Below are 14,063 nucleotides of genomic sequence, written 5' to 3' on the forward strand. Positions count from 1 at the left end.
GTTTCGACTTGATGGCATAGGGGCGGGCGATGTTTCTCCAGACCAACAAACAGAAACTGGCGTTGACCGTACAGGTGCAGCGCGTGCTGGCCGGCGAAATGGAAGGCACGCCGATGCTCGATGCGTATCCGCAACTGCGGCCCCTCCTTGAGCTGCACGCGCGGCAGATGGCGAGCGCTGCTGCGCACCTGCGTCAGGCCGAAGCGCAAGTGGAGGCGCAAACCCTGCGATGGCAGCAAAGTGAGCACGAACTGCACGGGGTACGCCAGCAGTTGGAGCAAACCCGCGAGCGCGAGCAGGCGCTTGAAATTCGCTTGGACGAAATCAACCAGCAGGTGCAGCGACAACGCCAGGACGCGCAGATCTGGGAGTTGCTGCAATCGACCCTGACTGAAGGCTGCTGGGATATCACGGTCGTCAACGGTGATCTCCAGCACCCGGCCAGTGGCATGCGTTTTTCCAGCCAGTTCCGCTCGCTGTTGGGTTATGGGCCTGACGACTTGCCCGACGGCTGGGATGCCCAGGTTGGTATCACCCACCCGGACGACCTGCCGAAGATCATGGCTATTTTCGACCGGGAAATCCTCGGCCCCCAGGGCAGCGGCGAATACGTCTTCGAATACCGCATGCGCCACAAGAGCCGCGATTACATCTGGTGCCGTGAGCGCGGTCGGGCGGTACGCGACCCAAACGGGCAACTGGTCCGGGTCATCGGTGCGGTACGGGATATCAGTGACGAGCGCTCGGCCCAGTCCACCCATCAGCGCATGCTCGAACAGAACCAGGTGACCTACGCTCAGATTGCCACGGTGGTGGGGGTGATCAAGGGCATCGCCGACCAGACCAACCTGCTCGCCTTGAATGCCGCGATTGAAGCCGCCCGGGCCGGTGAGGTCGGGCGGGGTTTTTCGGTGGTGGCCGATGAGGTGCGCAAGCTGGCGCAAAGCACCCGGCAGGCGACCCATCAGATCCAGACCATGCTGCATCAGCACAGACAATAGACCGACCGGGAACTGCCGTTGGGGCAGCTCCCGATACGTTCAGAACGGAACCGCCACCACCAACTGACTGTAGACGTTGGTGCCGTTGCCGCCGACCTGATTACCACCGTTGTCCGCATCCTTCTCTGGCTTGTACAGGCCCAGCAGCGGCGTGACGATCAGGTGTTCGTTCACCGCCCATTCCACGTACAGGTCCAGCTCCTGCGCGTCGAGGTTCAGCGCCTCACGGGTGTGCAGGGTCTGGTAGTCGAAGAACAGCGCACCGATGGTCACGCTTTCCGCCGGCTTGAGTTTGAGGCCTACGTGCTGGATGGCGGTATTGCTGTTGAACGGGCCGGCATAGTTGCCCGCCACTTCACCCTGGAACCAGGTGCCATAACCACGGTTCTGGCCGTTGAACATCGAGTCCCAGTCCTTGGAGTAGCGGCTGTAGCGATAGGTCAGGTCCGGCGTCCAGGGCAGGTCGGCGAAGGTGTAGCCGGCTTCGGCGTACCAGGCTTTTTCCGGGCCCGCATCCTTGTCCTGCCAGGCGTATTCGAAGGAGAAGTGGGCATTTTCGATGCCGGCATTCCCGGCGCCGCGCAGGCTGTAGATGTCCATGCCTTCACGCTGCTTCTGGAAGTCACTGGCGTAGCGGTCATCGACATCGATGCCATGGATATAGGTCAACCCCAGGGTGCCAGGCGCGGTGGTGTATTCCAGGGTGCTGGCGGCCATCTCGGTATTGGCCTGGGCAGGGTTGTCGGACTTGATCCACATCAGGCTGCCATGCACGCCGTCCTTGCCGCCCAGGCGTACTACGGCGGTCTTGTCGAAGGCATGACGGGCCGCCAGATAGTAGGCGCCGCCGCGGTTGAGCTCGCCGTCGGCCACACCTTTGCCCAGGTTCAGGCCATCGTCGTTGATGATGAAACCGTCGCCGAGGGTGATCACTTGGCGGCCGTAGGACAGGTCGACGCCGTCCTTGCCCAGTGCCGGGAACAGGTCCCCCGAACGCCAGCCGGCAAAGGCTTCATCGAACTTGGTGGTGCGCTCGGAGCCGTTGCTCAGGCCGGCCGCATCGCCATCGCCCCAGGTGCCGGAGCTGACCAGATTGGCCGTCCCATAGACGCTACCCAGGTCGCCGAGTGTCTGGTCGATACTCAGGCCATACTTGATGAAGCCTTCGCGCCAGCTCGAACCGCCGGTGGTGCCGTCATAGTTCTTGCGGCTGTTGAACAGCCCGTAGACCGCCAGGAAGTTACCGGTGACGGTGGTGTCTTCGTCGGTGTAAAGCTCATAGGCCTGGGCCGATGAATCGGCGACCAGTAGGGCGATGCCCAGGCCGATGGCGTTGTGCAGCAAAGGTGGACGACGTGTGTGCTCCATGATGGATTCCCCCAGTGTGATAGGACAGCAGAGCGGGCATTAAGGGGAGTGACACCTGGGGAAGTCTTTCACCTGCCTGCCAGGGAATTGTCTCAGGCCGCCAGCGTGGCGGTGTTGGCAGGCAGCAACAAAACCGGCGGCAGACATGGGCAAGACGCCCGGGGCGGGGGCGCGCAGAGTAATGCTGCACGCAACGCCGTTTCGATCAGGGACCGGTTGGGGAAGGCATGATCGCCGGTTCCTGGACGGCTGTGGCATTCATACTAAAAATCCGCTTTCGAGGATCTTGCACCATGTCGATCAATGACAGGCTCACCGAGCACTTGAACCGGGGTTCGGTGGGTTTTCCCACTGCGTTGGCCAGCACCATTGGCCTGATCATGGCGAGCCCCGTGATTCTCACCGCGACCATGGGCTTTGGCATCGGCGGCAGCGCCTTTGCCGTGGCGATGCTGATCGCCGTAGTAATGATGCTGGCCCAGGCGACGACGTTTGCCGAGGCAGCGTCGATTCTGCCTACCACCGGCTCGGTCTATGACTACATCAACTGTGGCATGGGACGCTTCTTCGCGATTACCGGTACCTTGTCGGCCTATCTGATTGTCCATGTGTTTGCCGGCACCGCCGAGACCATCCTGGCTGGTGTCATGGCCCTGGTGAATTTCGAACACCTCAACACCCTGGCCGAATCGGCAGGCGGCTCCTGGTTGCTGGGCGTGGGGTTCGTGGTGGTCTTTGGCGTGCTCAATGCGTTCGGTGTCAGTGCGTTCGGCCGGGCCGAAATCATCCTGACGTTCGGCATGTGGACCACCTTGATGGTGTTCGGCGTGTTGGGCCTGATCGCCGCGCCGGCGGTGGAGCTGGAGGGCTGGTTCGGCGCGTCTGTGGTGGGCACCGATCTGGTCACGGTGCTGTCTCTGGTGGGCATGGCCATGTTCATGTTTGTCGGCTGCGAATTCGTCACGCCGCTGGCGCCGGACCTGCGTCACTCCGCCCGGACCATGCCCCGGGCCATGATGCTGGGCTTGTTCAGCGTCGCCACCTGCATGTTCATCTACGGCGCGGCGATGAAGCGCCAGGTGGAAAACGTGCTGCTCGATGCCACCAGCGGCGTGCATCTGCTGGACACACCCATGGCGATTCCACGGTTCGCCCAACAGGTCATGGGCGATATCGGCCCGATGTGGCTGGGCGTCGGCTTTCTGTTTGCGGGCGCGGCGACCATCAATACCTTGATGGCCGGCGTGCCGCGGATTCTCTACGGCATGGCGGTGGATGGCGCGTTGCCGAAGGTTTTCACGTATCTGCACCCGCGCTTCAAGACGCCGCTGCTGTGCATCCTGGTGGCGATGCTGATTCCCTGCCTGCATGCGTTGTGGCTGGGCGGCAATACCGACAACATCATGCACCTGGTGCTGGCTGCGGTGTGTGCCTGGAGCTTTGCCTACCTGCTGGTGACCGTGTCGGTGGTCAGCCTGCGCATTCGTCGTCCTGATCTGCGGCGGGCCTATCGCTCGCCGTGGTTCCCGTTGCCACAAATCGTGTCCAGTGTCGGCATTGTCCTGGGCATGTGGTTCATCACACCGCCCGGCATGAACCCGGCGGACATCTACATTCCATTCGCGGTGATGCTCGGTGGCACCGCAGCGTATGCCTTGTTCTGGACCCTGGTGGTACAGAAGGTCAATCCATTCAAGCCAGCGTCAGTGGAAGACGTATTGGCCAAGGAGTTTTCCCATGAGCCAGGGCAACCTGCGGACGAGTTTGTCGAGCCTGCTGCAAAAACTGTCTGAGTTGTTCAGCACCCAGCGCGCCCCGGCCGGTTATCGGCCCGGGGTAACCCTGGAACACCTGCGACGCAACCTCGCACTGGCGCGATTCGAGGTCACCGGCCCGGCGATGGCGACGGCTGTCAGCGACGACGGCAACCTGCACTTGGATATTGTCGAGCGCACCGAGTCGCAGCTGCTGATGCACCTGGTGATGACCGAGTTCGTGCTGCGCGTGCCTGCTTCCCGAGAGGGCACGGCACACCTGGAGTTGCACCACGGCGGGGCTGTGCGGCGCACTGGCATTCGCTGCCGGCAGCGGGATGGGCGCAGTGATCTGGCGGCCAGAGTGCAGGCGGCTGTGGAGAAGGATCCTGCGCTGTATCAGGCCCTTATGACGCTGGATTTCAAACGGCTGCGCATTGACCTGCAGGGGCACCAGTGGTGCGTGCGCCTGGAACACATGGGCGGTAGCGAAGTAGTCAATCGCATGCCGGCCTTTCGTCGCTATATCCCGTTGAGCCGCGAACAGCGCGGCGTCTTGCTGGCGACCTTGAGCGGCCTGCAGCGGGTGTTGGCAACGCTCTGATTCTGTTGTGCTGTCCTGGCATCATTCCTGCTACTGCTCTGGCGATCAGGTACTTGTTGCGCGCATATAGATAACATGTTAACTATTGCCGTACAAAAACAAAAAGCCACTGCGGAGAACGCCATGAGCATGCAACAGGTTGGGCAGGACGGGCTGGACACCTGGAACCGGGATCTGCGGGCGACTTGCGGCCACTTCGATACCGAGTTGGCCTTCAATCGCGCGCTGTTCATTGGTGAGGTGTCGAATGTCCATCGGGGAGGCCTTGCCCTCGCGAATCTGCGGACCAACGCCGGTAGCATCAAGCGTCACTCATCCAACGCAGATCATGATGATGACCAGGATTGCCTCCTGGTCAGTCAGCGCAGCGGCTACTGCCGCATCACCCAGAACGGCCGGAGCATCCAGTTGGCACCCGGTGAATTGTTGCTGATGGATTCCGTAGGGGCGCTTGAGATTACCCCGTTCGGCCTGATCGAGCACGCGGTGCTGTCCTTGTCTCGCCAGAAAGTGTCGCGGCAACTGGGCGGGGAAACCAAGACCTTCGGCAAGGTGTCGTCCCGTAAGGCGTGTGGACGGATGTTGCATGTGTTGATGGACCAACTGTGCAAGGGCACACCGGACGGCGAGGGCGTGACGGGTGAGGGTGAAGCCTTGCAGAGTGCCTTCGTTTCGCTGTTGGGCTCGGCCCTGGAACAGGGTAGCGATGGCTGTGACGAAGGGGTGGCCTTGCAGGGCAGTCACTTGCGTAGCTATGTGCAGAAAGTCATCGACGAATCACTCACCCAGCCGGGTCTCACCCCGGTGGGCCTGGCGAATCGGTTGAATATTTCGGTGCGGCATCTGTATCGCTTGTTCGAGGAGCAGGACGACAGCGTTTGCCGCTACATCCAGCGGGCCCGGCTCAAGCGCAGCGCCGATGACCTGAGCAACCCGTTCCTGCGGGACGAGTCCATTACCTCGATCGCCTACAAATGGGGCTTCACCGATTCGGCGCATTTCAGCCGTTCATTCAAGAAGCAGTTCGAGCTGTCGCCCAAGGAGTTTCGCTCCAGCCGTTTGCAGGTGGGGCAGGGTGTGGCTTGAGTGGATATATCCAATAGCTTTGCAGTCTGAACCACCGCTTTCGCGAGCAAGCCTGCTCCCACAAAGGGATTTGTGATGAGCATGATTTTTTTTGAATGACATTGGAAAGTGTGGGAGCGGGCCTGCTCGCGAAGGCGGCGGTAGATTCACCACCATCGTCAGCTAGGCACCGCTCCCGTAGGTTTACACCTCCGGCAAGGTCGAACCACCGTCGACCACCAAGGTCTGCCCGGTTACATAGCCGGCCAGGCTCGATGCCAGGAACAGCATGGCGCCAGCGATGTCGCTCGGTTGACCCAGTCGACCCAGCGGCACCCGGCGGGCGATGTCCTGATTGACCTCATCGTCCCCCAGATTTGCCATGGCCGGCGTGGCGATCATGCCCGGTTCGACCCCGTTGACGCGGACATTCTCCGCCGCCAGTTCAAGCGCGGCGTTGCGAATGAAACCACTGACCCCGGCCTTGGAGGCTGCGTAGTGGCTGAGCCCCGGATACGCCACCCGCGGGCCGGTGACCGAGGAGGTCACCAGCACGCAGCCTCGGCCCTGGCGCCGGAACATCGGCAGCGCCGCCTGGGTCAGCCAGAACAGCGCCGACAGGTTCACCGCCAGCGTTCGTTCAAGTATCGCCGGGGTGATCTCGGCGAACGGCGTCAGCGGAAAATACCCGGCGTTGTGCACCAGGATATCCAGCCGGCCCAAGCGTTGCTCCAGCACAGCCATCATGTCGAAGATCGCCGTCGCGTCGGCCAGGTCAACCCCTACGGCTTGCACCCGACAGCCCACGGCGGCCAATTCGTCGGCCACTGCCTCGGCCCGGGCCAGGCCCACGTCGGCGATGACCACCTGGGCCCCGCGCAAGGCAAACGCTTCGACGATGGCACGGCCAATGCCCTGGGCGCCGCCCGTGACCAGTACGGTCTGGCCGGTGAAATCCAGATCCTCAGACATCGCTGGCCTCCATCCGGCTGTAGGCCAGTGTTGGCACGTCGACGATGCTGGAGCCACCATCAGCCACCAGCGTCGCTCCGGTGATGATCGACGCATCAGGCGAGGCCAGGAAGCGGCAGACGTTGGCGATTTCCTCCGCACTGGCCGGCCTGCGCAACGGCACGTCGACGCAGACCCGGTCATAGGCCTGCTGCAACGTTTCGCCATGGAACTGCATCAACACCTGCATTTCTTCATCGGCCATGGGTGTGCGGACCCAACCTGGGCAGACCGCATTGACCCGTACGCCGTGAGGCCCGTAATCCCTTGCCAGGGAGCGGTTGAGACCCAGCAACGCATGTTTGGCGGTGGTGTAGCCGCACACGTGCGGGCCTGCCGCCAATGACGCGATGGAGGCGATCAGCACGATGTTGCCAGCGCTTTCCAGCAGCAGTGGCAGACACGCCCGGGCGCTGTAGAAGGCGCTGTCGAGGTTGCTGCGCAGGGCCGCTTCCCAGGCCGATGGCTGAGTCTCGGTGGCGCTGCCCATGCCCAGGCCACCGGCACAGGCCAGCAGTACGTCGAGACGGCCATAATGCGTGCGAATCTGCTCGGCGAAGCCGTCCCAGGTGTTTGGACAGGCCGCATCACCCACCAGTACCAAGCCGCCGATGTCCTTGGCGAGTGCTTCCAGGGGCGCGCGACGGCGACCGATCAGCACCAGATTGGCGCCTTCGGCGGCATACAGGCGGGCACAGGCCGCACCGATGCCGGTGCCGGCACCGGTGATCACCACGGTGCGTGATTCAGGCATCGGGGTACTCCGTCCGATTGAGCACCTGGCAGTAGGAACTGATCGGGAAGTTGGAAAACTCATCGAAGGATTCACCAGCGTAGCCGAAGATTTTGCCGTCGCTGCGGTGCTGTTGCAGATCGATCAGCACCAGGCCCAGGGTCGGGATGATCTTTTCCCGCCACACGAACAGGTACAACTGATCGGCGATCTTGTAGGTGTCGCAGCGATCGGTGTCGCACAGGCCTTGCTCAACGCCCTTGAGGCACTGCCACGAGTAGAACTGGTCGTTGAGGTAAATGTGTTCGTAGACTTCGCTCGGGCTGTAGCGATACAGGTTGCGCAGCCCCACCAGTTCGGTGGTCGGTGCGTGCGGGCACAGGCCTGGCTGCCAGGGACGATCGAGGCTGCCGTGCAGGAATTGTGCTTGAACCGAGGTCAGTGGCTTGCCGGCCAATGCGCGGTGGTAGAGGCCTTCGCCGGTTTCCTGCTGGCTCGGCATGCGGCCGATCACTGCGGTGAAGGCGGCGCTGGCGGTATCGAGCACCAGGCTGATCGACGACGTCAGCTCCCCTTCGCGCTTGATGAAGTCCACCAGGTACAGGCCCGGGCGTACGGATGTGGCCCGGTAGGTCGCGGTGCCGCTGGAATGCCCATCGGCGGCGCTCCAGGTCAGGGTGTCCTGTTCGAAGCGATGCTCGATCTGCCAGCCATTGGCGAAATGCAGGGTGAAGGTCTTGCCGTCCAGGTCTGCCAGGTTGGGCAGGATGAAAGCTTCGGGGGCAAAGCCATCGGCCAGGGCGCCGACGCTGATCCAGTCTGTAGATGTGCTCATGTGCAAGGCTCCGGTGGTTGAATTAGCCACTCGGATCATGGGGTGCCGGACCACGGCGGCCTATCAACCGAATGGTTGATCAGAGAAACAGTGCGCTGACCAACTCGGTGCGACTGCTCACACCCACCTTGCGGAACAGGTGGATCAGGTGAGTCTTGATGGTCGGCAAACCCACCTCCAGTTCTCGGGCTAATTGTTTGTTACTGACGCCTTGGCGCAGCAGCAAGGCGATCTGGCGCTCCTTGGGTGTCAGGTCGGCCAGTGCATCTTCATGGGCCGGTAGATGGGTCACGGCCAGTTGCAGCAAGGCCTGCAACGCGTTCAGTTGGCTCAACTGCTCAGAGGTGAAGACACCTTGCTCGGCGGTGCGCAGCAACGAAATCGCGGCTTGGGGCTGGCCGTCTCGATGGGCGAAGACTTCCACCACGTCGACCACGCCGTAGCGTTGCAGAAAGTCGCGATAACGATGGTTGTCACGCAGCGGTTGGCGAGCCATCGCCAGGCCCAACGGCACCACGGCCAGCTCGCTGGACGCACAGCGGCGCGGATGCAGGGGGTCGAACTGGCGGTAGTTGTCCAGGTAGTCGCGGTGCATCTCGCCGCTCATCCCATGGAGGCTGAAGTCGTGGACTTGCAGGTGTCGATCCACGCAGTAGAACGCCGCCCGGCTGACGGGAACCAGTTGGGTGAAGGCGTGCAGGCATTGGCCGGCGATGTCCTGGGTCGGGATGACGTTCATGGTCGCAAACCTTCGCAAGGGGCCGCCGGTGGGGCCGGCAGCCCGGTGCGGTCAGACCACCGCGAAGTAGTGCTTGACGAAACTTTCGCTGACCACTTCCCACAGCACCGGTGTGCCCTTGGTCACGAACCAGCTGTCGCCAGCCTTGTAGCGGGTGCTCTGGCCGGTGGTCTCGTCGGTGAGGACCACTTCACCGGTGACCACGGTGGCTTGTTCGGCGAAGGGGTAGACCATGCGGAACTTGCCTTGGGTCGTGCCAAAGTAGGCGCTGCTGACGGGATCGGTGGGGGCGCCGAAGGTCATCTTGCCGAAGGCCTTGACTTCGCCTTCGAGAATCTGCGAACCGAGATCGGCGACGGAGCCCCAGGCGTCCAGGTCGGACAGCTGGATGTCTTTTTCGAGGGTGATGAGGGGCATGGCAGTGACTCCTGATGAGTGAAAAACAGCGAAGTTGGATGGGGCTTTGTGGCGAGGGGATTTATCCCCGCCGGGCGCGCAGCGCCCCTGAAAAATTTGTATCTGCGATGCTCTTGGGCTGCTTCGCAGCCAACGGGGATAAATCCCCTCGCCACAGGGTTTGTGTTCAGCCGTTCATCTCAGCGACGGCCATTCCAGTAACCTGACAGCTGATGCCAGGACTTGCCGGCGGTCAGCAGCAAGGGGCGAATGGCGTCTTTGCCAATGATGGTCGGGCGGTGGATCGAACTGACCAGGTCGTAGCGCGCCGAGCCTTCGCTCATGCCTTCGGCCAGCACTTTGCAGATGATGTGGCTGGGGGTGACGCCAAACCCTGAGTAGCCCTGGACGAAAAACGCGTTGCTGCGACCGGGCAGGGTGCCGATCTGCGGAAACAGGTTCGGGCTGCAGGCCATCGGGCCGCCCCAGGCCAGGTCGATCTTCACGTCCTTGAGGTACGGGAAAATTTTCAGCATCAGGCGCCGGTTCCAGGCCTTGAGATCCTGGGGGATATGCTCCACCAATGGCGTGGCGGCGCCGAACAGCAGGCGGTTTTCGTTGGTGACGCGGTAATAGTCGATCACCGGACGAATGTCGCTGTAGGCGCCACGAATCGGGCTGATGCGCTGGATCAGTTCGTCCGACAACGGCTCGGTCATCATCTGGAAGGCGTAGGTGTTGATGGTCGAACGGTGCAGTTCCGGCTCCAGCTTGTTGAGGAAACTGTCGCAGGCCCAAAGCAGCTTGCTGGCCTTCACCGAGCCACGTCCGGTGCGCACGGTGATGCGTTCGCCATAGCTGACTTCCAGGGCCGGGCTGTTCTCGAAAATCCGCACGCCATGGCTGGCCAGGGCCTTGGCTTCACCCAGCAACAGGTTCAGCGAGTGCACATGCCCGCCGCCCATGTGCAGCAATGCGCTGCCGTAGGCCTTGGACCCGATGATCTGCTGCACGTCGGAGCCGCCGAGAAAGCGGATCTCGTGCTTGCTGTTGATCGACTTGAAGTCTTTTTCCCAGGCCCGCAGGGTCTTTTCCTGGCGGGCGTTGAAGCCCATGTAGCCGTAGCCGTGGCAGAAATCGGCATCGATAGCGTACTTGGCGATACGGTCCTTGATGATGTCGGCGCCCAGGTCGCTGATCTCGAAGACCTGGCGCAGGCCGTCTTCACCGACGTCACTCTTGATCTTTTCCAGGTCATGACCGATGCCGGCCATGATTTGTCCGCCATTGCGCCCGGTGCCGCCGAACCCAAGGTAACGCGCCTCTAGCACCACGATGTTGGTGATGCCTTTTTCGGCGAGCTCCAGGGCGGTATTGATGCCGGAGAAACCACCGCCAATGACCACGACGTCGGCGTCCACGTCCTGTTCCAGCGTGGGGAAGCTGAGGTTGTATTTCTTGGTGGCCGTGTAATAGGTGGGCGTTTCGATATTGATCATGACGCAACCTGACAAAGTGAAAGGAAACTCCGTTGCCACGCCTACGCAAGGCATTGCAGGGGATGGCCCTATTAAGGGGCCTGGTGGGGGCACCTGTCTTGATCATCCGTGCCGGGGTATTTGACCGAGCGCGCCACGGGACCGAAACCTGCCCCATGAAAAGTACAATCTTGGATCTGGAAGTTGCATTTTTCACCTGAGCGCGATTGCCCATACTGGATCGGCCTTAATCGCTGATCCCGCTGTTTGTGCAACTTCCGGTTGCCGGACAAAGGCGGGATCGGCAGATGCCAATAATAAAAGAGCCCGTCCATGAAAAAGCCAAACCCGTTGCTCGAAGACCTCAAGCCCCTCCTGCCAGCCATTGCCGCCAACGCCTTCCAGGCGGAGAAAGACCGTAGCGTGCCTGCCGAGAATATCGCCTTGCTCAAAAGCATCGGCATGCACCGGGCCTTCCAGCCGAAACCGTACGGTGGCCTGGAGATTTCCCTGCCGCAGTTCGCCGATTGCATCGCGCTGCTGGCTGGTGCCTGTGCCAGCACGGCCTGGGCCATGAGCCTGTTGTGTACCCACAGCCACCAGTTGGCAATGTTTCCGGCCAAGGCCCAGCAGGAAATCTGGGGTGATGACCCGGATGCCACCGCCAGCAGCAGCATCGCACCGTTTGGCCGCACCGAAGAAGTCGACGGCGGTGTGATGTTCAGTGGTGAAATGGGCTGGAGCAGCGGCTGCGATCACGCCGAATGGGCAATCGTAGGGTTTCGCCGCAAAAACGCCGAAGGCACCCAGGACTATTGCTTTGCGGTGCTGCCACGCAGCGACTATGAGATTCGCGATGACTGGTTCGCGGTGGGTATGCGCGGCAGTGGCAGCAAGACCTTGATCATCGACAATGCTTTTGTGCCGGAACACCGGATCCAGAAGGCCAAGGACATGATGGAAGGCAAGTCCGGCGGATTCGGCCTGTACCCCGACAGCAAGATTTTCTACTCGCCGTACCGGCCGTATTTCGCCAGTGGTTTCTCTACGGTCAGCCTGGGCGTGGCCGAACGTATGCTGGAGGTCTTTCGCGAGAAAACCAGGAACCGCGTACGGGCCTACACCGGCGCGGCAGTCGGTGCCGCCACCCCTGCGTTGATGCGTCTGGCCGAGTCTACCCATCAGGTGGCGGCGGCCCGTGCCTTCCTGGAGAAAACCTGGCAGGAGCACGCCGAACACGGCGAGCGTCACGAGTACCCCAGCCGGGAAACCCTGGCGTTCTGGCGGACCAACCAGGGTTACGCCACCAAGATGTGCATCCAGGCCGTCGACCGCTTGATGGAGGCAGCCGGGGGCGGCGCCTGGTTCGAGAACAACGAGTTGCAACGGCTGTTCCGCGACGCCCACTTGACCGGCGCCCATGCCTACACCGACTACGACGTCTGCGCGCAGATCCTCGGTCGTGAACTGATGGGGCTTGAGCCTGATCCTTCCATGGTTTGACCGCCTGTCCTCTAGAACAATAATCGAGGCCGTCCCTTGAGGCGGCCGGGAGTCTTGCATGTCCAGTCTTTGTGATACCGCTTTCGACACCCGCGCGTTCCGCCGGGCCTTGGGTAACTTTGCCACCGGCGTGACCGTGGTCACCGCCGCTACTGAAGATGGCCGTAAGGTCGGGGTGACGGCCAACAGTTTCAACTCGGTGTCCCTGGATCCGCCACTGATCCTGTGGAGCATCGACAAGCGCTCCAGCAGCCATGAAGTGTTCGAAACCGCCAGCCATTTTGCGGTGAACGTTCTGGCCGCCGACCAGATCGACCTGTCGAACAACTTCGCGCGCCCCAAGGAGGACCGCTTCGCACAAATCCAATTCGAGATCGGCGAAGGCGGTGCTCCGGTGTTCGTCGATTGCTCGGCGCGTTTTCACTGTGAAAAATTCCAGCAGGTCGACGGTGGCGATCACTGGATCATGATCGGCAAGGTCGTGGCCTTTGACGATTTCGGACGCTCGCCCTTGCTCTATCACCAGGGCGCCTACTCGATGGTGCTGCCCCACACGCGCATGACCAAACGGGAAGAGGGCCAGTCTCCCAGCAGTCACTTCCAGGGACGCTTGAGCCACAACTTGTACTACCTGATGACCCAGGCGTTGCGGGCCTACCAGGCCAGCTACCAGCCGCGTCAGCTGTCCACCGGTTTGCGCACCAGTGAGGCGCGGATGTTGATGGTGCTGGAGAACGACGCCGGGCTGAACCTGTGCGACCTGCAGCGGGAAGTAGCGATGCCGGTGCGCGAGATCGAAGAAGCTGTGGCCAACCTCAAGCGCAAGGGGTTGGTGAGCGATGAGGGCGAGCGGGTACGCCTGACTGTCAAAGGCATCGATGAGACTGAAGGGCTCTGGGCCATCGCCAAGGAACAGCAGGACAAGGTGTTCGGCCAGTTCAGCGAGGAGCAGGTTGAGCATTTCAAAGAGGTGCTCAAGGGCGTGATCAAGGGCGCTTGAGCTGTTACAGGTGTTCAGGCGCGACTCCAATCCTTGTGGCAGGGGAATAATCCCCTTGCCACAGGTAACTCGGCGCTGAAGCTGTTAAGATTTAGTTAACTCGTTAACTAAGTCCTCCTCGCGACTACTCTCCATGCCCAAACCGCGCCCATCCTTGACCCTCACCCTGCTACAGGCCCGCGAAGCGGCCATGGGGTTTTTCCGGCCTTCCCTCAATCAACACGGCTTGACCGAGCAGCAATGGCGGGTCATCCGTATTCTCAGCCAGCACGACGAGCTGGAGATCAATCGCCTGGCCGAGCTGGCCTGCATCCTCAAGCCCAGCATGACCGGCGTGCTGGTACGCATGGAGGCGGCGGGCATGGTGGTGCGGCGCAAGGCCGAACAGGATCAGCGACGGGTGCTGGTGCGCCTGGCGCCGCAAGGGCAGGCGAGCTTCGATTCGATGAGCCAGAGCATGGAAGAAAATTACCAGCGTCTGCAGGACAAGTTGGGGGAGGAAAAGCTGCAGACGTTGTTGGGGTTGCTCAATGACCTGAAGGCGATCAGGCGCTGAGAACGCCAGTGAGGTCCGCT

The 14,063-nt window shown here is 61.7% G+C and carries 13 protein-coding genes and 2 pseudogenes; 8 read left to right on the top strand and 7 right to left on the bottom strand.

Annotated features, from left to right (window positions below; all coding sequences use genetic code 11):
- Positions 1 to 449 precede the first annotated feature (449 nt).
- Positions 450 to 740: pseudogene (locus AC30D9_RS19880) on the top strand (PAS domain-containing protein); the annotation flags it as partial.
- Positions 729 to 998: pseudogene (locus tag AC30D9_RS19885) on the top strand (methyl-accepting chemotaxis protein); the annotation flags it as partial. The pseudogenes AC30D9_RS19880 and AC30D9_RS19885, both read left to right, overlap by 12 nt.
- Positions 999 to 1,040: 42 nt before the next feature.
- Here the strand turns inward: AC30D9_RS19885 and AC30D9_RS19890 are convergent.
- Positions 1,041 to 2,369, bottom strand: coding sequence for an alginate export family protein (locus AC30D9_RS19890; RefSeq protein WP_490144675.1), 1,329 nt, complete (start codon positions 2,367 to 2,369; stop codon positions 1,041 to 1,043).
- A 293-nt stretch (positions 2,370 to 2,662) separates the two neighbouring features.
- Between AC30D9_RS19890 and AC30D9_RS19895 the strand changes: the two genes are divergently transcribed.
- The 3 genes from AC30D9_RS19895 (at position 2,663) to feaR (ending at position 5,813) form a co-directional block, all read left to right on the top strand.
- A complete protein-coding gene (locus AC30D9_RS19895; protein ID WP_490144676.1) occupies positions 2,663 to 4,162 on the top strand; it encodes an APC family permease in 1,500 nt (499 codons plus the stop codon).
- The gene (locus tag AC30D9_RS19900; protein WP_490144677.1) at positions 4,107 to 4,727 is read left to right on the top strand and encodes a DUF3156 family protein; all 621 of its coding nucleotides are present in this window, start codon (positions 4,107 to 4,109) and stop codon (positions 4,725 to 4,727) included. The genes AC30D9_RS19895 and AC30D9_RS19900 overlap by 56 nt, the downstream gene beginning before the upstream one ends.
- A 123-nt stretch (positions 4,728 to 4,850) precedes the next feature.
- Entirely contained in the window at positions 4,851 to 5,813 is a 963-nt protein-coding gene (gene feaR / locus AC30D9_RS19905; RefSeq protein ID WP_490144678.1) for a transcriptional regulator FeaR, read from the top strand.
- 183 nt (positions 5,814 to 5,996) lie between these two features.
- Here the strand turns inward: feaR and AC30D9_RS19910 are convergent, their stop codons facing one another.
- From AC30D9_RS19910 to AC30D9_RS19935, 6 genes are all read right to left on the bottom strand, one after another.
- On the bottom strand, positions 5,997 to 6,764 hold the full coding sequence (locus tag AC30D9_RS19910; protein WP_490144679.1) for an SDR family oxidoreductase: 768 nt from the start codon (positions 6,762 to 6,764) through the stop codon (positions 5,997 to 5,999).
- Positions 6,757 to 7,557, bottom strand: a complete 801-nt coding sequence (locus AC30D9_RS19915) for an SDR family NAD(P)-dependent oxidoreductase (protein ID WP_490144680.1) — start codon at positions 7,555 to 7,557, stop codon at positions 6,757 to 6,759. Before AC30D9_RS19915 ends, AC30D9_RS19910 begins: the two co-directional genes overlap by 8 nt.
- A complete protein-coding gene (locus AC30D9_RS19920; protein WP_490144681.1) occupies positions 7,550 to 8,371 on the bottom strand; it encodes a molybdenum cofactor biosynthesis F family protein in 822 nt (273 codons plus the stop codon). Before AC30D9_RS19920 ends, AC30D9_RS19915 begins: the two co-directional genes overlap by 8 nt.
- A 79-nt stretch (positions 8,372 to 8,450) precedes the next feature.
- Positions 8,451 to 9,110 carry a helix-turn-helix transcriptional regulator gene (locus AC30D9_RS19925; protein WP_490144682.1) on the bottom strand — a complete coding sequence of 220 codons (660 nt, stop codon included), beginning with the start codon at positions 9,108 to 9,110 and terminating at the stop codon, positions 8,451 to 8,453.
- A 51-nt stretch (positions 9,111 to 9,161) separates the two neighbouring features.
- A complete protein-coding gene (locus AC30D9_RS19930; protein ID WP_490144683.1) occupies positions 9,162 to 9,527 on the bottom strand; it encodes a cupin domain-containing protein in 366 nt (121 codons plus the stop codon).
- Between the two features lie 179 nt (positions 9,528 to 9,706).
- Positions 9,707 to 11,005 carry an NAD(P)/FAD-dependent oxidoreductase gene (locus AC30D9_RS19935; protein ID WP_490144684.1) on the bottom strand — a complete coding sequence of 433 codons (1,299 nt, stop codon included), beginning with the start codon at positions 11,003 to 11,005 and terminating at the stop codon, positions 9,707 to 9,709.
- 312 nt (positions 11,006 to 11,317) lie between these two features.
- On the opposite strand from AC30D9_RS19935, the gene AC30D9_RS19940 reads away from it, so the two are divergent.
- From AC30D9_RS19940 to hpaR, 3 genes are all read left to right on the top strand, one after another.
- The gene (locus AC30D9_RS19940; RefSeq protein ID WP_122569446.1) at positions 11,318 to 12,487 is read left to right on the top strand and encodes a p-hydroxyphenylacetate 3-hydroxylase oxygenase component; all 1,170 of its coding nucleotides are present in this window, start codon (positions 11,318 to 11,320) and stop codon (positions 12,485 to 12,487) included.
- A 58-nt stretch (positions 12,488 to 12,545) separates the two neighbouring features.
- Positions 12,546 to 13,487, top strand: coding sequence for a p-hydroxyphenylacetate 3-hydroxylase reductase component (locus AC30D9_RS19945; RefSeq protein WP_490144685.1), 942 nt, complete (start codon positions 12,546 to 12,548; stop codon positions 13,485 to 13,487).
- A gap of 133 nt (positions 13,488 to 13,620) precedes the next feature.
- Positions 13,621 to 14,043, top strand: a complete 423-nt coding sequence (gene hpaR, locus AC30D9_RS19950) for a homoprotocatechuate degradation operon regulator HpaR (RefSeq protein ID WP_490144686.1) — start codon at positions 13,621 to 13,623, stop codon at positions 14,041 to 14,043.
- Positions 14,044 to 14,063: the final 20 nt, after the last annotated feature.

The organism is Pseudomonas sp. DF11, from assembly GCF_058148565.1.